The organism is Streptococcus sp. Marseille-P6264 (assembly GCF_902460355.1).
Lineage (GTDB): Bacteria > Bacillota > Bacilli > Lactobacillales > Streptococcaceae > Streptococcus.
Genome location: NZ_CABPTO010000001.1, coordinates 639,835 through 658,104, shown reverse-complemented (window position 1 = coordinate 658,104; position 18,270 = coordinate 639,835). Strand labels below are relative to the sequence as shown.

Annotated in this window: 20 protein-coding genes; 14 read left to right on the top strand and 6 right to left on the bottom strand. The window is 43.7% G+C overall.

Annotation, left to right across the window (positions count from 1 at the left end; all coding sequences use genetic code 11):
- Positions 1-115 precede the first annotated feature (115 nt).
- The 4 genes from FZ941_RS03330 to FZ941_RS03315 form a co-directional block, all read right to left on the bottom strand.
- Positions 116-1,480 carry an MFS transporter gene (locus FZ941_RS03330; protein ID WP_148886839.1) on the bottom strand — a complete coding sequence of 455 codons (1,365 nt, stop codon included), beginning with the start codon at positions 1,478-1,480 and terminating at the stop codon, positions 116-118.
- Positions 1,481-1,675: 195 nt separating this feature from the next.
- The gene (locus FZ941_RS03325; RefSeq protein ID WP_148886838.1) at positions 1,676-2,491 is read right to left on the bottom strand and encodes a TIGR03943 family putative permease subunit; all 816 of its coding nucleotides are present in this window, start codon (positions 2,489-2,491) and stop codon (positions 1,676-1,678) included.
- The gene (locus tag FZ941_RS03320) at positions 2,488-3,393 is read right to left on the bottom strand and encodes a permease (protein WP_148886837.1); all 906 of its coding nucleotides are present in this window, start codon (positions 3,391-3,393) and stop codon (positions 2,488-2,490) included. Before FZ941_RS03320 ends, FZ941_RS03325 begins: the two co-directional genes overlap by 4 nt.
- Positions 3,390-3,527, bottom strand: coding sequence for an SPJ_0845 family protein (locus FZ941_RS03315; protein ID WP_125373709.1), 138 nt, complete (start codon positions 3,525-3,527; stop codon positions 3,390-3,392). Before FZ941_RS03315 ends, FZ941_RS03320 begins: the two co-directional genes overlap by 4 nt.
- Before the next feature lie 171 nt (positions 3,528-3,698).
- On the opposite strand from FZ941_RS03315, the gene FZ941_RS03310 reads away from it, so the two are divergent.
- From FZ941_RS03310 to FZ941_RS03270, 9 genes are all read left to right on the top strand, one after another.
- Positions 3,699-5,831: a Tex family protein gene (locus FZ941_RS03310; RefSeq protein WP_148886836.1), complete on the top strand. Its 2,133-nt coding sequence runs from the start codon at positions 3,699-3,701 to the stop codon at positions 5,829-5,831.
- On the top strand, positions 5,818-6,267 hold the full coding sequence (locus FZ941_RS03305) for a SprT family protein (RefSeq protein WP_005589455.1): 450 nt from the start codon (positions 5,818-5,820) through the stop codon (positions 6,265-6,267). The genes FZ941_RS03310 and FZ941_RS03305 overlap by 14 nt, the downstream gene beginning before the upstream one ends.
- Positions 6,268-6,369: 102 nt before the next feature.
- On the top strand, positions 6,370-6,642 hold the full coding sequence (locus FZ941_RS03300; protein WP_037586216.1) for a PspC domain-containing protein: 273 nt from the start codon (positions 6,370-6,372) through the stop codon (positions 6,640-6,642).
- A 148-nt stretch (positions 6,643-6,790) separates the two neighbouring features.
- Entirely contained in the window at positions 6,791-7,282 is a 492-nt protein-coding gene (locus tag FZ941_RS03295) for an NUDIX domain-containing protein (protein ID WP_005592248.1), read from the top strand.
- 143 nt (positions 7,283-7,425) lie between these two features.
- The gene (gene hprK / locus FZ941_RS03290) at positions 7,426-8,361 is read left to right on the top strand and encodes an HPr(Ser) kinase/phosphatase (RefSeq protein ID WP_005589460.1); all 936 of its coding nucleotides are present in this window, start codon (positions 7,426-7,428) and stop codon (positions 8,359-8,361) included.
- Positions 8,354-9,133 carry a prolipoprotein diacylglyceryl transferase gene (lgt, locus tag FZ941_RS03285; protein WP_148886835.1) on the top strand — a complete coding sequence of 260 codons (780 nt, stop codon included), beginning with the start codon at positions 8,354-8,356 and terminating at the stop codon, positions 9,131-9,133. The genes hprK and lgt overlap by 8 nt, the downstream gene beginning before the upstream one ends.
- A 12-nt stretch (positions 9,134-9,145) precedes the next feature.
- Entirely contained in the window at positions 9,146-9,541 is a 396-nt protein-coding gene (locus tag FZ941_RS03280) for a DUF948 domain-containing protein (protein WP_015605212.1), read from the top strand.
- 15 nt (positions 9,542-9,556) lie between these two features.
- Positions 9,557-9,988, top strand: a complete 432-nt coding sequence (locus FZ941_RS03275) for a YtxH domain-containing protein (RefSeq protein ID WP_148886834.1) — start codon at positions 9,557-9,559, stop codon at positions 9,986-9,988.
- Between the two features lie 200 nt (positions 9,989-10,188).
- Positions 10,189-11,016 carry a C39 family peptidase gene (locus tag FZ941_RS03270; RefSeq protein WP_148886833.1) on the top strand — a complete coding sequence of 276 codons (828 nt, stop codon included), beginning with the start codon at positions 10,189-10,191 and terminating at the stop codon, positions 11,014-11,016.
- A 49-nt stretch (positions 11,017-11,065) separates the two neighbouring features.
- Here the strand turns inward: FZ941_RS03270 and FZ941_RS03265 are convergent, their stop codons facing one another.
- The gene (locus tag FZ941_RS03265; RefSeq protein WP_148886832.1) at positions 11,066-11,356 is read right to left on the bottom strand and encodes a DUF3270 family protein; all 291 of its coding nucleotides are present in this window, start codon (positions 11,354-11,356) and stop codon (positions 11,066-11,068) included.
- Positions 11,357-11,485: 129 nt separating this feature from the next.
- Between FZ941_RS03265 and FZ941_RS03260 the strand changes: the two genes are divergently transcribed.
- Positions 11,486-12,415 carry a peptidase U32 family protein gene (locus FZ941_RS03260; protein ID WP_148886831.1) on the top strand — a complete coding sequence of 310 codons (930 nt, stop codon included), beginning with the start codon at positions 11,486-11,488 and terminating at the stop codon, positions 12,413-12,415.
- A 130-nt stretch (positions 12,416-12,545) separates the two neighbouring features.
- Here the strand turns inward: FZ941_RS03260 and FZ941_RS03255 are convergent, their stop codons facing one another.
- A complete protein-coding gene (locus FZ941_RS03255) occupies positions 12,546-13,109 on the bottom strand; it encodes a TetR/AcrR family transcriptional regulator (protein WP_148886830.1) in 564 nt (187 codons plus the stop codon).
- Positions 13,110-13,252: 143 nt separating this feature from the next.
- Here FZ941_RS03255 and FZ941_RS03250 point away from each other — a divergent pair, with 143 nt between their 5' ends.
- The 4 genes from FZ941_RS03250 (at position 13,253) to FZ941_RS03235 (ending at position 18,129) form a co-directional block, all read left to right on the top strand.
- Positions 13,253-13,954 carry an ABC transporter ATP-binding protein gene (locus FZ941_RS03250; RefSeq protein ID WP_148886829.1) on the top strand — a complete coding sequence of 234 codons (702 nt, stop codon included), beginning with the start codon at positions 13,253-13,255 and terminating at the stop codon, positions 13,952-13,954.
- 1 nt (position 13,955) lies between these two features.
- Positions 13,956-16,679 (top strand): ABC transporter permease, encoded by a 2,724-nt coding sequence (locus FZ941_RS03245; RefSeq protein WP_148886828.1) that lies wholly within the window; start codon positions 13,956-13,958, stop codon positions 16,677-16,679.
- A 94-nt stretch (positions 16,680-16,773) separates the two neighbouring features.
- Positions 16,774-17,622 (top strand): metallophosphoesterase, encoded by an 849-nt coding sequence (locus FZ941_RS03240; protein WP_148886827.1) that lies wholly within the window; start codon positions 16,774-16,776, stop codon positions 17,620-17,622.
- 57 nt (positions 17,623-17,679) lie between these two features.
- Positions 17,680-18,129, top strand: a complete 450-nt coding sequence (locus FZ941_RS03235) for an Rrf2 family transcriptional regulator (protein ID WP_148886826.1) — start codon at positions 17,680-17,682, stop codon at positions 18,127-18,129.
- The last annotated feature ends 141 nt before the right edge of the window (positions 18,130-18,270 follow it).

Here is an 18,270-nt window from a genome sequence, read left to right as displayed (position 1 = left end):
TATTACCTATCTAAATGTGATTGTCTCTATTTTATCACAATTTTCAGAAAAATTGTATTTGAAAAATCTGGATTTGACCAAAGAAAATATCCCGAGGGGAAGTCGGGATAGAAAATTAGGCTTCTTTCTTCTGATGAATCGCTCGAAACAGAAAATAGTAGAAAATAAAGTTTCCTATTGCGAGAAGGAGCAGTAGGCTGAAGACATTGTGGACGCCGCTTGTCGTATCGGGGGCTTGATTGAGTAGGACAGCCGCGATTGCCGTTCCCAAGGCACCGGCAAAGGTTTGTGCTAGTTGAAAGAGGGCTGTCACATCCGCCGTTTTATCTCTGCTGACTTGAGAAGCCGATAAAGCCATGGTATTGTTGAAGGCCATGTTGCGCCCTAGAGTAAAGAGGATATAAAATCCTAAGATTAAAGGCAGATTGAGCCAGCTTGTAAAAAAGCTAAAAATAATCATGACCAGAAAGACTAGGCTATTGCCGCCTAGCAGAGATAGTTTTGGGCCTTTGCTATCGTACAATTTCCCCAAAAAAGGCGACATAAAAGCCCCGATCATAGTTCCGGGAAGGAGGGAAAATCCAGCTTGCGCGGTGGAGACATTCTTGACCAGCACAAGAAAGTTGGGAATGAGAAAGTTGCTGGATAGGTTGGAGAATTGGAAGATTAAAAAGGGTAGAATTCCAAAGAAAATCGTTGGTTCTTTCAAGATACGGATGTCCAGAAATGGATCTTGAACAGTCAGACTCCGCCATATGAAAAAGGCAAAGGAAAGGAAGAAAATGGCTAGATAAAGCCAATTGACACTATCACCACCTTCTAAACTGGAGATAGTCATTAGAGAAAAGGAAAGAGCCGTTGCGAGCGAGAGAAAGCCTAGCACATCAAAGGGACGCTTGCTTTTTCCTGCTGAATTTTCCAAGTTAACATAAGCCAGCAAAAAAGAGAGGATGGGAACTGGCATGATAAAACTGTAGATCATGTGCCAGTCGAAGGAGCCAATCATGAAGCCTCCGTAGGTCGGGCCGATGGCTGGTGCCAGACTGATAACTAGACCACTTAGTCCCATATAAAATCCGATTTTCTGCCGAGGAATCCGCTCCACGATGAGATTAAACATAAGCGGAATGGCAATCCCAGTCGCTCCACCCTGAAGGATCCGTCCCAGCATAAGAGAAGTAAAGTCTGGGGCAATCATAGCAATCAGATTACCGAGGGTAAAGATGGAAAGCGAGGTAAAGAGGATGCAACGCTCCGTCCAATTGTGGGCGAGAGTTGCACCTAAAGTTATGGTGATGGCAACGGCCAGCAGATAGCCAGTCGTAATCCATTGCAGCACTCCTAGGCTCAGACCAAATACCTTGCTGAGGTGGGGAAAGGTCACATTCATACTGGTCTCTGAAAGAATTCCAGCAAAGGTGATTAAGGCTACAGCTAGAATAGAAAGCAAATCTCGTTTCCTTACTTTTTCTTGCTTCATAAAAAACTCCTTTTCAAATGAGATAGTATTATTGTAGCACGATTTTTCAAGAGAGGAGAGAAAAAAGTTACATAGCAACTTTAATCAAATTTATAAAAGTCGAGCAGACTAACTTAGTAAAGAGGAAAGAATGAATTGCAGGGCTTGCTTATAAAAGAAACACCCATGAAAATGGATTTTCATAGGTGTTTGATTTTAAAAGACTCGATAGACGTAAGGGTTGTCCGGTTTTTCTACCTTATCAAAACTTTCGACTTTTAGAGTTGGAAGGCTTTGTCCCAGACTTTTATGGTAGTGCATGGTAATTTTTCCCTTGGCATGAATCCAGGTATTATTTTCGAAATGCTGGGTATTTCCGGTCGTCAAGAGACCATAGACACCTGAGTCGGCGATACAGTGGATGATACCGAAGCGAAAGAGAAATTGATTCTTCTGGTCGCTGGGGTCATTGTAGACAAATCCGGTGAACTCCAGCGTCTTGCCTACAAACTCGTCGGGATAATCATAGATGACCTCCATGACCTCCATGTAGTTCTCAGTTGTGACCTGAATGGTATCTTGCTTGACATATTTCTTGGCAGCTGCCCGCATTTCTTTTTCGTAAGCCCCTTTGGTAAAGTAGGTGCTGGTGTCTGGCTTCAGGTATTGGCTGGTTGTGCCTTCGTCTTGCTGGACGGCTGCAGAAGTTCCCTCAGCCAGCGGGAAATGAAATCCTTTAGCCGAAACTGTCGTCGAATCCAAGGTGACAGTTGGAAAGAAAATTCCCACAAAGAGCGGAATGACAAGGAGCAGCACGCTGCCTAACTTGGCCCAGCGAGTGCTTAAATGACTGTGGACCTCCATCTTTTTCATCCAGATGATAAGCTGTACAACTGCCAAGACAAAAGACAGAATCATAGACAAGTAGGCCAAATAGGAATAGTGGAGATTGATATATTGATTAAGCTTGCCCGTCAGCTGCAGATACATGGTGATCTCAAAGTAGCCGACTAAGATTAGAAATCGAATCATAGCACCACCCCCACAAGCCAAGAGTAAAGAAAGACGACGACGGTAACCAGGCTGATAAATTGCCAGATAAAGCGTGTCTTAAAGTAGTTTTTCATCATCAGCAGATTCTTGACATCTAGCATAGGCCCAATGACCAAGAAAGCTAAGACTGGCGATAAGCCGAAGCTAGCAATCAAGGAGCTCCCGATGAAAGCATCAGCTTCGCTGCAAAGTGAGAGCAGGAAGGACAGCAGCATGAGCAGGAGAATAGCAATAGCTGGTGTTGAGCTAATTGAGGTCAGGATTCTGGTTGGCACATAGACTTGTACTATGCTGGCGAAGAGACAGCCAAAGACCAGATAGCGGCCTGTATCGAAAAATTCGTCAATAGCCTGCACAAAGATCTGAAAAACCTTTTGTCCTTTGCTGAGATGTGAAAAGTCATGCTCATGAACAGCCTTGCGATTTTCTTTTTGGATATTGCTATCTGCAAAGAAGCCCAGAAAAATCCCTAAAAGAATAGCCACGACCATAGAACCTAAAGCACGAAGCAGAGCCATCCGAAAGGAATTTCCAAAGGCTGAGTAAGTCGCAAAGAGCACGATGGGGTTGATGACTGGAGCCGTTACCAGAAAAGGCACAGCAGTGTAGCTGGGCACTTTCTTTTCTAAGAAGCGGTTAATTATGGGAACAATACCGCACTCGCAGGAAGGAAAGACTATACCGACCAAGCTTCCAAAGAAAATCCGAGCCCATTTGTTCTTGGGCAGGAAACGATAAACTTTGTCCGGCGTGACATACACCTCGATAAAGCCAGAAATGATACTTCCGATTAAGACAAAAGGCAGGGCCTCGATGATAATGGAGAGAAAAATAGCTCCAGCCTGTAAAACGCTGGAAGGAAGATTTGAAAAGAGGCTCATGCTTTTTTAGCCTTGTCTTCAGCTTCTTTTTTCTTTTTGTCATCTGGAAATTCTACTTTTTCCAGCTTGGGCAGAGTGGCAAACTCCTCGAACATCTTGTCTAAATCGTCTGTTTTAGTAAATTTAACAGCCATAAAAGCACCTCATTTCTAAAATAATAATTCTATTATACTACCAAAAGAAAAAAAATGATATTTTCAGACATGATGGAGCTGAGACACTAGATTTATCCTAGTAATAAAAAGATGGATTAAACTAGTCTTTATAGATTGTTCAGCTTCATATTATGATATAATAGAATCGTTATGGAAAATATAAATATTGAAAAAATTGCCCAGAAATTGGGCCTTAAAGAAAGCCAAGTATCACAGGTCTTAGAATTGACTGCTGAAGGAAATACCATTCCTTTCATTGCTCGTTACCGTAAAGAAATGACAGGAAATCTGGATGAGGTCGAGATTAAGGCAATAATTGACTTAGATAAGAGCATGACTGCTTTGGCAGAGCGTAAAGTGACAGTTTTGGCCAAGATTGAGGAGCAGGGAAAACTAACGGATGCACTGCGCTCTGATATTGAGGCTGCTGAAAAGCTGGCTGATGTGGAAGAACTTTATCTGCCCTACAAAGAGAAGCGTCGTACCAAGGCTACTATTGCGCGTGAAGCAGGTCTCTTTCCTTTGGCCCGCCTAATCTTACAGGATGCGGCTAATCTGCAGGAAGAAGCTGAGAAACTGACTAGTGAAGCCTTTCCGACAGCAGAAGCTGCTCTAGCTGGAGCAGTGGATATTCTGACTGAGGCGATTTCTGAAGATACCAAGCTGCGGGCTTGGACCTACCATGAGATTCAGACCAATTCTTCTATCGTATCTAGTCTCAAAGATGGTGATTTGGATGAAAAGCAGGTCTTCCAGATTTATTATGATTTTTCTGAAAAAGTAGCGACCATGCAAGGCTATCGTACACTGGCTCTTAACCGTGGTGAGAAAATGGGAGTCCTCAAGGTCGGTTTTGAGCACAATCTTGAGAAGATCCTGCGCTTCTTTGAAGTACGTTTCAAGGTGAAAAACGCCTATATTATTGAAGCTGTCCAGCAAGCAGTCAAAAAGAAAATCATTCCAGCTATGGAGCGCCGTATTCGGACTGAGTTGACTGAGGCCGCTGAGGATGGAGCAATTCAGCTCTTCTCAGAAAATCTCCGAAATCTCCTCCTGATTGCCCCTCTCAAAGGTCGTGTAGTACTGGGCTTTGACCCAGCCTTTCGGACAGGAGCCAAGCTAGCTGTTGTTGATGCGACGGGAAAAATGCTGACGACTCATGTCATCTATCCCGTTCCACCAGCAAAGCCAGCTCAGATTGAAGCTTCTAAGAAGGAACTGTCAGAGCTGATTGAGCAGTTTGGCGTGGAAATCATTGCCATTGGAAATGGAACGGCTAGCCGAGAAAGCGAAGCCTTTGTAGCTGAAGTTTTGAAATCCCATCCAAATGTCAGCTATGTTATCGTCAATGAAAGCGGAGCATCTGTATACTCTGCTAGTGAACTGGCTCGTCATGAGTTTCCAGATTTGACTGTTGAAAAGCGTTCAGCTATTTCCATTGCCCGCCGTCTGCAGGATCCTTTGGCAGAGCTGGTTAAGATTGATCCTAAGTCCATCGGAGTTGGTCAGTACCAGCATGATGTCAGCCAGAAAAAGCTGTCTGAAAGTTTGGACTTTGTCGTTGATACTGTGGTTAACCAAGTCGGGGTCAATATTAACACCGCCAGTCCTGCTCTGCTGGCCCATGTAGCTGGTCTTAATAAAACTATCTCAGAAAATATTGTCAAGTACCGAGAAACGGAAGGCTTGATTCGGTCTCGCGAGGCTATCAAGAAAGTGCCGCGTCTAGGCGCAAAGGCTTTTGAACAGGCAGCTGGCTTCCTGCGTATTCCCGAAAGTGATAACTTGCTAGACAATACAGGCGTTCACCCAGAGTCTTATAAGGCGGTGGAGGAGCTCTTTAAGCGCCTGGAAATCAGTAGTTTGGATGAAGCAGCCCAAGCCAAATTAAAAGCAGTGCAGACTGCTAGTTTGTCTGCAGAACTAGGTTTGGGAGAAGAAACCCTCAAAGATATTATTGCCGATCTGCTCAAGCCTGGTCGAGATTTGCGTGATTCCTTTGACGCGCCAGTTCTGCGGCAGGATGTCTTGGATATTAAGGATTTGCGCATCGGTCAAAAACTGGAGGGTGTTGTCCGCAATGTCGTTGATTTCGGAGCCTTTGTGGATATCGGTATCCACGAAGATGGCCTTGTCCATATTTCTAAAATCAGCAAAAATTTCATTAAACACCCTAGTCAAGTCTTGTCGGTTGGCGATTTAGTCACTGTCTGGGTGGATAAACTGGATGTGGAGCGGGAGAAGATCAACCTCTCTCTGATAGCACCAAATGAATCTAACTAACTACGTTAAGCAAGTTTCGCTGGAAGATTTTGGCTGGGAATTTAGCCACCAAGCTTTTTGGAATAAGCGTCTCCGTACTACAGGAGGACGCTTCTTTCCTAAAGACGGCCATCTGGATTTTAACCCAAAAATCTATGAGACTTTTGGGCTGGAGATCTTCCGAAAAATTGTCCGCCATGAGTTGGTCCACTATCATCTTTATTATCAGGGCAAGGGTTACCGCCATGGGGATAGAGACTTTAAAGAATTGCTCAAGCAGGTGGATGGCCTGCGCTACGCTCCTTCATTGACCAACTCGCAAGCCTTTCTCATCTATGAATGCCTGAGTTGCGGAGCACTTATCTGTCGTAGACGCAGGGTCAATCTTCAAAAATACCGTTGCGGACGCTGTAGAGGCCAACTGGCATTCCTAAAAGATGAGCCTAACAAAGACTGAGCGAATGAAAAACGGATAAAGATAGAATCAGCCTTGGGGCTGATTTTTTTGTTCTCCCGCTATGATAAAATGAAGGAAAGAATGAGAGTTGAGGTCATCATCATGAAAACTAAATTTTATAAATTAAGAAGAAACCGAGTGATTTCAGGGGTTTTGTCTGGACTGGCCGATAAATTCAACTTTGATCTTGGTTTGTTACGCTTTTTATTCATCATCTTTACAGTTTCCAATTTTGGCTTAGGTATTTTGATTTATATTTTGCTGGCTGTCGTGATGCCTTACAAGGAAGATGTGGAAGCGGAAATGTATGGAACGGGACCTCGTAAAATGAAAGATGCCGAGCCAATCAATGACAATGACGGCTGGTTTTGGTAATTATGAAAGAGAGATTCGGGTAGTGTTCCCGAATTTTTGTTCGATCCCAATATAAAGGAATTGAAAAAAGAAAGAATCTAGGGAAGCGCAGCTGACTGAATCTGGAAGCTGCTACTGAAAGATGAATGACTTCATCCAAGGAGGAAGTATGACAGAAGTTTGGAATGCCTATGACTTGAATCGAAATCTGCTCCCGCATCTCCTAGTTCGAGGAGAAAAGATTCCTGAAGGGCAGTTTCATCTTTGTGTCAATGTCTTGGTTCGCCATCAGGATGGTGATTTTCTCTGTATGCGACGATCAGCTCATAAAAATCTCTATCCTGGCTACTATGAGTTTGGAGCGGGAGGTAGTGTATTAGCAGGAGAGGATAGTCAGACAGCCGCCCTGCGTGAATTGGAAGAAGAAACAGGCCTAGTTCCCGACAGTATCAGACTGTTGGAGCAGGTGTGCTCTGTCGAAGACCAGTGCCACTTTGATTTCTATGAAGCGGTGGTGTCTGGGGACAAGAGCCAGGTTTGCTATCAGGTAGGCGAAACTGATGCTCATATCTGGCTGACTCTAAGAGAAATACCAGCCTTTATCGAGAGCCATCCTTGTTTTCAAAATCAGAAAAGAATTCTCCAAAGATGGATTGGCTAGTTGTTTTGACTGGCCTTTTTGCTGGTTGGAAGATGTTTTCACAAGCATCTAGGGAAAAATCCTGCTTAATTTCCAATCTTAAAAACTCTTTTAGGGTAAAAATTTGCTATAATAGAGAAAGATAAATTTGAAGGGAGCAGGGAATGTCTGTAAAGGTCAAAGATTTGATTGAAAAAGTCCGTTTACACATCGTTTACGGCAGTGATGACCTCTTAGAAAAGGAGATTTCGACATCGGATATTTCGCGGCCGGGCCTTGAAATGACCGGCTATTTTGACTACTACACACCAGAACGGATTCAGCTGATTGGGATGAAGGAGTGGTCTTATCTGATGAAGATGACGTCCCACAACCGTCATCAAGTCCTTCTGAAAATGTTTCAACCAGAAACGCCAGTTGTCATTGTGGCGCGCAATTTGGAGATTCCTGAAGAAATGCGGCGAGCAGCTGAAGAAAAGCAAATCGCGATTCTCACCAACCGCACATCAACCAGCCGTCTATCAGGGGAAATTTCTAGTTTCCTTGATTCACGTTTGGCAGTCAGAACCAGTGTTCATGGCGTATTGATGGACATCTACGGAATGGGAGTGCTGATTCAAGGGGACAGCGGTATTGGTAAAAGTGAAACTGGCCTTGAGTTAGTCAAGCGTGGCCATCGTTTAGTGGCGGATGACCGTGTCGATATCTTTGCCAAGGATGAAATGACCCTTTGGGGAGAGCCTGCTGAGATTCTTCGCCATCTCTTAGAAATTCGTGGTGTCGGCATTATCGATGTGATGAGTCTTTACGGAGCTAGTGCAGTTAAGGATTCTTCACAGGTACAGATTGCCGTCTATCTGGAAAATTATGATACCAATAAGACCTTTGACCGTCTGGGTAATAATGCAGAAGAATTGGAAGTTTCTGGTGTCAGAATTCCTCGTATTCGCATCCCCGTTAAGACAGGACGCAACATCTCTGTGGTGATTGAGGCTGCAGCCATGAACTATCGAGCTAAGGAAATGGGCTTTGATGCCACCAAGATTTTTGAAGAACGACTGACTAATTTGATTAGCCAGAATGAGGTGAAAGATGCTTGATCCAGTAGCTTTTACAGTCGGTCCCTTTAGTATTCGTTGGTATGCGATTTGCATTGTCAGCGGCTTGATTTTAGCCGTTTACTTGGCCATGAAGGAAGCGCCACGCAAAAAGATGATTCCCGATGATATTCTTGATTTCATTTTGATTGCCTTTCCCTTGGCTATCCTTGGAGCGCGACTCTACTATGTGATTTTTGAATGGTCTTATTATGGCAAGCATTCTCTGATTGAGATTTTTCAGATTTGGAATGGTGGTTTAGCTATTTACGGTGGTTTGATCACTGGTGCCCTTGTCCTTTATTTCTTTTCACAGAGAAGATTGATCAATCCTGTTGATTTCTTGGATATTGCAGCGCCTAGCGTCTTGATTGCCCAGAGTATCGGTCGTTGGGGTAATTTCTTTAACCAAGAAGCCTATGGAGCAGTGGTCAAAAATCTTAATTATCTGCCGTCATTCATCCGCAACAATATGTACATAGATGGCGCTTATCGCCAGCCAACCTTCTTATACGAATCCCTTTGGAATTTACTTGGCTTTGCCCTACTGCTGATTTCACGACGCCGGCCTAAATTCTTCCGTCAGGGAGAATTGGTAGCCTTTTACCTGATTTGGTACGGCTTTGGCCGGATGATTATTGAGGGTATGCGGACCGACAGTCTCATGTTCTTGGGTGTTCGTGTATCTCAGTGGCTGTCTGCAGCCCTGATTTTACTAGGCATCGGCATTATGATTTACCAAAGAAAAAAACAAGCCCCCTATTATCAAGAGTGAGAGGAGAATACTATGCTTGAAATTGCTTATACTTTAGTTGCTGTCGCTTTGATTGTTTTTCTAATCTATATGACCATCACCGTCAAAACTCTCGGTGATAAGGCTGCTAAAATGCTGGATGAGACAGAAAATACGATCAAAGTTTTGACTTCTGATGTCAATGTCACCCTGCATCAAACCAATGATTTGATTGCCAAAGTCAATGTGTTGACAGATGATATCAACCACAAAGTAGCAACGATTGATCCGCTTTTCAATGCGGTGGCAGACCTATCCGAATCAGTCTCTGATTTAAATGATCAGGCGCGTGTTTTAGGAAAAAAGGCAGTCGCAGCAGGAAGCACGACAGCCAAAACAACAGCAGGTCTAACGGCCCTTCGTTTTGTTGGCAAATTATTTAAAAAATAAGAAAGTAGGTTTATTATGGGAAAAATTTCATCACTTTTATTAGGTGCTGTGTCTGGTGCAGCTGCAGCGTACTTTCTAACTAGCAAAAAAGGTAAAGAAATTACTGAAAAAGTTCAAGACTTTGTTGTCGACTATCGTGAAGATCCAGATAAGACTCACGAAGCAGTTGTCCAATCAGTAAAGGATTTTTCAGATCAGGCTGTCAAGGCCATCAACCAAACCAAGGAAAAGGTTGAAAATGGCGAAATTACAGCAGAAACGGTATTGGAGTCTGTCAAGGATACGACCAAGTCAGTAGTAGACTATTCGCAGGATAAATTTCAAGAAATCAAAGAAAAGTTTGAAAAAGAAGAGGAAATTCTTGAAGAAGAAATTTCTGATATCGTGGTGGAAGAAGGAGAACAAGCTCCTTCAGAAGAAATCATCATTGATTTAGAAGATAAGTAAGTTCAAACTGGATATACAAGTTGAGGCTGGGACAAAAGAGTCCTAGCCTCGTTTTTATTCGAAGTAGACATTTCCTGCAGTATCTGATGAGTAGTCGTATGGAGCTAGGAAGCAAAAATTATTACTCTTTAGTTTCCCCTTGGCCAACTTGATTTCCAAAAAAGAAAGCGTTATCATATAAATAAAAAGGGGGTGTTGGTATGAAACATTTAAAAGTACTTGCCTTGCTTGGTTTAGGCTGCTACTTACTAGCCTGTTCTCGGCAGAAAGCTTCAGAGTCCCCTCAGTCTGGAAGCTCTGACTCTTCTTCTAAGGCTTCGAGCATGAGTCAAGCCCGCTCGAAAACAGCTAGCAGTGGTCAATCTAGTGATAGTCAGAGTTCTGCTTCTGCGGAGTCAAAAAGCTCTAGTCAGACCAGTGAAAAGGTCAGAGAAGAGGAGACACAGCCTTCTAGCAAAGAAGCATCTTCCCCAATCAGAAAGCGCCTGGAAGTTCCCATGCAGATCCAGCGAGCTTGGAATACTTGCGCACCGACCTCTGTCAGTATGATTTTAGCCTACAGAGGCGTCCAAGCTAGCCAAGAGGAATTGGCACGAGCGATGGGCACTGATGAGACCTTCGGTACCCATAATGTCAATGCAATCCGTGTCTTAAATCAATATTTATTTGGTTATGCGGAAGTGCCGGTAGGTCAAGCGGGCTACCATCTTGCGACAGTGACTAGTAGCGCCTCGAATTCTGAAGATATGCGGCTCTTTAAGGAGCGCCTGCGCAAGAATATTGATGATGGTTATCCGCTCTACTATACGATTGATAATGCCTCCATCTACCCAGGCCACAAGGGTGAACACAATGTTGTGGGTACGGGCTATGAATTATCAGCAGACGGCAGTGATGTCCTTGCAGTTTATTACATTGATCCATCCTATACCGTTCAGGATCCAGTCTATGGAGGGCTGAAAAAGGTGACTCCAGAAGAATTATTGGCAGCGATGTGTGCTTGTCAGGAACCAAATTACGCTTGGTAAAGAAACGAAAAAACGAGATCTTTTGATCTCGTTTGATTTAATTCGTGAATTAACGGCGTTTCTTTCTCCGAACAGTGCGATATCCTTGAATAATCATAAGACTTAGGACAATAGCAAGTGAGAAAGATAGAAAAGTGCTCATTTTTGCAGATAAGAAGATAAAGCTAAAAAAGACTGTCAAAATACAGAATAAAGCGATATTTATAAAGAAAAATAGCTCACGTAATTGTGATGCTGATTCTGCTTGGGGCAGGTATTCTTGATAGGATATTTCCTTGGTTTGCTCTGTCGAATCATGCAGGGGCGCTGATTCAAACTGTTTAAAATCTCTTACAGCCATTGTCTCTCTCCTAGTAGTACCTTATCATTCTATCATGTTTCTATGATTAGATATATTACAAGATAGTTACAAAACGAATAAAATCGAATTAAGAAATCATAAATCCTATTTTTTTGGTATAATAATGATATGAAAAAGATAATCATTACAGCTACAGCTGAAAGTATAGAACAAGTTCAAGCCTTATTGGAAGCAGGTGTGGATCGTATTTATGTCGGTGAGAAAAAATACGGTCTTCGATTACCGCATAATTTCACTTGCAACGAATTAAATCGTATCTCACAAATGGTTCATCAGGCAGGAAAAGAAATGACTGTTGCCGTCAATGCTCTGATGCATCAGGATATGATGGACCAGATCAAGCCTTATTTGGATTTTCTTCAGAAGATTGAGGTGGACTATATCACCGTTGGGGATGCAGGTGTATTCTACGTTTTGCAACGGGATGGCTACAAGCTAAAAACGATTTATGATGCTTCGACTATGGTTACCAGCAGCCGCCAGATTAATTTTTGGGGCAAGAATGCTGGAGTATCGGAAGCTGTTTTGGCGCGGGAAATTCCATCGGCAGAACTCTTTAAAATGCCGGAAATCCTTGAAATTCCAGCAGAAGTCCTAGTTTATGGTGCGAGTGTTATCCATCACTCTAAACGTCCGCTTTTGCAAAATTATTATAACTTTACACACATTGATGATGAAAAATCAAGAGAGAGAGACCTCTTTCTTGCTGAACCAAGTGACCCTCAGAGTCATTATTCGATCTTTGAGGACGACCATGGGACGCATATTTTCGCCAATAATGACTTGGACTTGATGACCAAGCTGACAGAATTGGTTGACCACGGCTTTACGCATTGGAAGTTGGAAGGGCTCTACACTCCTGGTCAGAATTTTGTTGAGATTGCTAAGCTTTTTGTTCAGGCGAGGGACTTGATTGAAAAAGGTGAATTTAGTCATGACCAAGCTTTCTTGTTAGATGAGCTGCTTCACAAATTGCATCCTAAGAATCGCTTCCTCGATACAGGGTTTTATGATTACGACCCAGACATGGTGAAATAGGACAGGTTTTTGCTACCTTTATATAAGTGGAAATCCTTAGAAAGCCATTTGCTCACCAGAAACGTTTTAAGAAAAGGCACAGATGAATCTGCGTCTTTTTGAGTTTTCATCTATAAAAATGGAGTGCTGGTCATGATTTCCAATAATCATAATTGTAGGTAGCTAGGATCATTTGCGTAATTTCTTCGGGCTCCTCCTGAGCTCCGCCGGCTATCCAAAGAGAAATAATCCCCTCAACACTGGATAGGAAGATTTCCAAGGCGTATTTCTGAGGAATGTGGAAGTTCTCCTCTAAAAAACGCTGGGTAGTAGCTTTTTGCTTGTCGCTCAGAATGATACTGGTTATGAATTCCCGAATAGCTCCACGAAAGTCAATATAATGGCTTCTGGTCAGGGCATTGATCAGACGTTCATTAGCACGCAGTATATGAAATTTGGCTATCATGAACCGTTTGGAATATTCGCCTTCTTCTTCAAAAAGACTATAACTATAAAGTTGGGAAATGATGTCGCTTTTTAGACTTTCAACCATCTGATACTTGTCCTCGTAGTGGAGGTAGAAGGTGCCACGGTTAATCCCAGCCCGCTTGCAGAGCTTGCTGATGGAGATATTATCAAACCTTTCCTCAGATAGTAGCTGAATCAAGGCTTCTTTGATGTCTTCCTTAGTGCTGGTTTTTCGTTTCTGGATCATTTTTTCTTCCCTTTTCGCTTAAATCAACACTTTGTTGATTTTTGGTTATTGCTTTTTATCTAAGCTCATTATATAATATCTGTGATTTGGAATCAACAGTTTGTTGATTTAAGGAAACGAGCTTTGAAAAGGAGAGAAACGATATGGCTTATATTGAAATGAAACATAGCTTTAAACGTTATCAGATGGGGGATACGGAAATAGTTGCCAATCACGATATTTCATTTGACATTGAAAAGGGGGAACTGGTCATTATCCTAGGGGCTTCTGGTGCCGGTAAGTCTACGGTGCTCAATATCCTAGGCGGTATGGATACCAATGATGAGGGAGATATCCTGATAGACGGGCAGAATATTGCTCACTACAATTCCCACCAGCTGACAGACTATCGGCGCAATGATGTGGGCTTCGTCTTTCAGTTTTATAATTTGGTGCCTAATCTGACGGCCAAGGAAAATGTCGAATTAGCTTCTGAAATCGTCAAGGATGCTCAAGATCCAGTAGCGGCTCTGACTGCAGTGGGACTGGAAAATCGTCTCAATAATTTTCCAGCTCAGCTTTCAGGTGGAGAGCAGCAACGTGTGTCCATTGCTCGGGCGGTGGCCAAAAATCCCAAGATTCTGCTCTGCGATGAGCCAACGGGAGCTTTGGACTACAATACCGGTAAGCAAGTGCTGCAAATCTTACAGGACATGTCCCGTAATCAAGGAGCGACGGTGATTATCGTGACACACAATGCTGCCTTGGCTCCCATTGCTGACCGGGTCATCCGTATGCACGATGCGAGAGTCAAGAGTGTTACGGTCAATGAATCGCCTCAGGACATAAGTACATTGGAGTATTAATATGAGGAGAAAGATTTATTGGAAAGACATTCTGCTCTCCTTCACTAGCTCTAAAGGACGTTTCCTATCTATTTTAATCCTCATGATGCTGGGCTCTTTAGCTCTCGTGGGGCTCAAGGTCGCTCCACCCAATATGCGCAGAACAGCAACAGATTATTTGAAAGAGCAACGAACCATGGACTTGGCTGTTATGGCGGACTATGGTTTGGATGCAGCGGATCAGAAAGAGCTGGAAGCTATCAAGGGAGCTGATGTCGAGTTTGGCTATCTGACAGATGTCACCGTAGACGAGGAGGCTCTCCGAGTATTCTCAGATACCAAGGATATCTCAAACTTTCAAGTGACCTCCGGTCGTCTTCCCAAGAATGAGCAAGAAATTTCCTTAGCTAGTTTTTGGTCTAAAAAATACAAGCTTGGCCAGGAGATTGATCTGACCGAGAAAGCAGGCAGTCGGTCAGTTCTGAAAAACAAGACCTATAAGGTCGTGGGCTTTGTCAACTCGGCAGAGCTCTGGTCTGATAGAAATTTGGGCAATGCGACTAGTGGCAGCGGGGCTTTATCAGCTTATGCTGTAGTCAGCCCCAAGGCCTTTGATACAGATGTTTACAGTATTGCCCGCCTGCGCTATCATGATTTAGAAAAATTAGCCCCCTTCTCTGCAAGTTATCAGGAGCGTTTGGAGCAGCACCAGACAGCTTTGGACAAGAGCTTAGCAGATAACGGAGCGGCTCGCTTTAAGCGATTAGAGGCAGATGCCAAAAGCACCATTCGGAAGGGCGAAGATAAGATTGGTCAGGCTGAGAGTGAGCTGACCCAAGGTAAAAAGCAGTTAGAGCAAGCTCAGAGTCAGCTAGACCAGCAAAAAAGCCAGCTAGCGGCAGCTCAATCCGCTTCTATCCTAGCTCCCGATCAGCTAAGCCAGAGCCAGCAACAGATTCAGGAAGCTGAGTCCCAGCTCAATCAGAAAAAATCTGAGCTGGCTCAGGCAGAGAAAGACTTGTCTGCTAACAAGGACAAGCTAGCTGAGGCTAAGGCAGACCTGAGTCGTTTGAAAGAGCCGGCCTATCATAGCTATGACCGCAAGTCTCTGCCAGGTGGTAATGGCTATCATATGTATAAAAACTCCATGAATAGTATTGCGTCGATTGGTAATATTTTCCCGGTGGTGCTCTATCTAGTGGCAGCGATGGTAACCTTTACCACCATGACGCGCTTTGTCGACGAGGAACGAACAAATGCAGGTGTCTTTAAGGCTTTAGGCTATCATAGCCGAGATATCATTCGCAAGTTTGCTCTTTATGGTTTGGTGGCAGGGAGTCTCGGTACCCTCATAGGGATTCTGCTGGGGCATTATTTCTTGTCGGGAGTGATTTCTTCTATTATTACCAGAGGCATGGTGTTTTCTGCCCCTCATGCATATTTTTATATTTCCTATAGTTTATTTGCCCTTGGACTCTCCCTTCTATCGAGTGTTCTACCGGCCTTTTGGGTAGCAAGGCGGGAGTTGACAGAAGAAGCAGCTCACTTGCTTTTGCCCAAGCCACCGGTCAAAGGCTCCAAGATCTTTTTGGAAAGACTGTCCTTTATCTGGCGGCGCCTTAGCTTTACTCAGAAAGTCACAGCTCGCAATATCTTTCGCTATAAGCAGCGGATGTTTATGACCATCTTTGGTGTGGCGGGTTCTGTTGCCCTGCTCTTTGCCGGTCTAGGGCTCCAATCTTCTATCGGTGGTATTCCCAAACGCCAGTTTGAGGAGATTCTGCGATACGACTTGATTGTCGCTGTCAATCCTGGAGAGAATCAGGCTGAGCAGGACAAGCTGAAAAAGATGCTGGCAGATGGTTCGATTGCTGACTATCAGGAAATCCATAGTGAAACCTTGACAGAGAAATACAAAGGAAGAAAAGAGACAGAAACAATCACTTTGATGGTCACGGACAAAGAAAATTTTAAACCTTTTATTTCTCTGGAAAGTCCCAACAACCAGCAAAAGCTGACTCTCAAGTACGGTGCAGTGGTTTCGGATAAATTGGCCCGCATAGCTGGAGTTAGCCCCGGTGGCAGTATAGAGCTGGGTGGCAAGTCTGTCAAGCTCGTAGCAGTCAATGAGAATCATTTTGGTCATTTTGCCTTTATGAAGGCGACTGACTACCAGAAAATTTACGGGAAAAAGCCCGATAAAAATACTTATCTAGTGCGGCTCAAGGATTCTTCTAGTAAAAATATTGTCGACAAGGCCAATGAATTTATGAGCCTCAAGTCTGTCAAGAGTGTTTCACAAAATGCTAGCATGGTGAAGCAGTTCAACGTTCTAGCTGATTCTCTTAATAATACGATGCTTATTTTGGTGGTGATCTCCGTTCTTCTAGCAGTTGTCATTCTCTACAATCTGACTAATATCAATGTCGCTGAGCGGATTCGCGAGCTGTCCACTATCAAGGTTCTGGGCTTCCATAATAAGGAAGTGACTCTCTATATCTATCGAGAGACCATTATTCTGTCAGTAATTGGGATGGCAGTTGGGCTTCTGGGCGGTTTCTTCTTGCATCGTTTTTTGATTGAGAAGGTTGCGCCTAGCATTATTAGCTTAAATACTCAAGTAAGTCTCTCCGTCTATCTGTTTCCTCTAACAGCAGTGACTCTTATCCTGACCTTACTTGGCTTCTTTGTCAACTACCGCCTCAGAAGGGTGGATATGCTGGAAGCACTCAAATCGGTTGATTGATAAAAGATATTTTAAAGCTTTCACTCACTTGATGGGTGGAAGTTTTTTTGAACTTTGATATAATATTCCTTGTAAAGAAAGAGAAAGACATACGATGATACGAAAAATTGCCTTATTATCCGATGTGCATGGGAATAGCACAGCCTTGGAAGCAGTACTGGCGGATGCGGAAAGCCAGCAGGTGACAGATTATTGGTTTTTGGGGGATCTGCTCCTGCCAGGAACCGGTCGCAGAAATATTTTAGACAGGATGGAGCAGCTGCCCATCAGCCTCCAGGTCAGAGGGAATTGGGAAGACAGTCTCTGGCATGCTTTGCATCAAAAGCTGGATTTGGATCGTCCCAGCCACCTCTACCTGACCCGTCTCTGTCATTTTGTCCTAGAAGAAATCAAGCCTGAAGAGATTGACCGCATGCAGGAACTTCCTCTGCAAATCCTGACAGAAGTAGAAGGCTTGAAGATTGCGGTTAGCCACCATCTGCCCGATAAGAATTGGGGGCGGGAGTTGATTCATATTGGCGAGCAGAGCGATTTCGACCGCCTTTTTGAGGGAAATGACTGCGCTATCGCTGTTTATGGGCATATTCACCAGCAGTTTCTCCGCTACGGGACTAAGGGGCAGCTGATTATCAATCCCGGCTCTATTGGTCAGCCGTTCTTTCTAGATTCGGCTTTGCGTCAGGACTTGCGAGCTCAGTATGCCATTTTAGAGGTAGATGAGAAGGGTCTGGCTGATGTCGACCTTCGGCGCGTGGCCTACGATGTGGAGCAGGAGCTGAGATTGGCGCGGGAGCTCCACTTGCCTTACTATGAGATTTATCGGGAAAGTTTGGTCAATGGTATCCACCATACCCACAATCATGACCTGCTGCGGGAAATCAGTGAGCGGGAAGGCTATGCGGATGAGATTGCAGCTTTCTTAAAGTTCAGTCGTAACTCTTGAAGTTACACCATTTTTGAGATATAATAGTGAGAGAAAATGATGAGGGAGGAGAAAAAAATGCAGATTTCTAGCCGTTTTACCATTGCCACCCATATGCTGATTGTACTGGCTTTGGAAGGAAAAAAACGAAAACTGACAAGTGATATCCTTGCTGGTAGTGTTGGCGTCAATCCAGTGATTATCCGCAAGACCCTGTCCCAGCTCAAGAATGCAGGAATGATTACCGTTGCTCGTGGGACTGGAGGAGCAGAGATCGCCAAAGATTTGAAAGATATTAGTCTGTTGGACGTCTATATTGCGGTTGAATGTCTGGGAAAGAGCGGCCAGCTCTTTAGTTTTCATGATAAGCCCAATCCAGACTGTCCTATCGGTAAGAACATTCATAACGTCTTAGACGACCGCTTGGCGGCTATTCAGGCCGCCATGGAAGCGGAATTGGCTCAGACCAGCCTCGACGAAGTTGTCGCAGCAACCGAAAAAGAAATTAAAGGACAATCTGCTTCCTAGTGAGCAGATTGTTTTTTTTATTAAGAATTTTTCAAGATGTAATTATTGACATTACATTAAGATGTGCTATACTAACAGATGTAACAAAAATAATTACAATATGAGCAATCCTTCGGTGCATATGGAGATGTGGAAAACCGA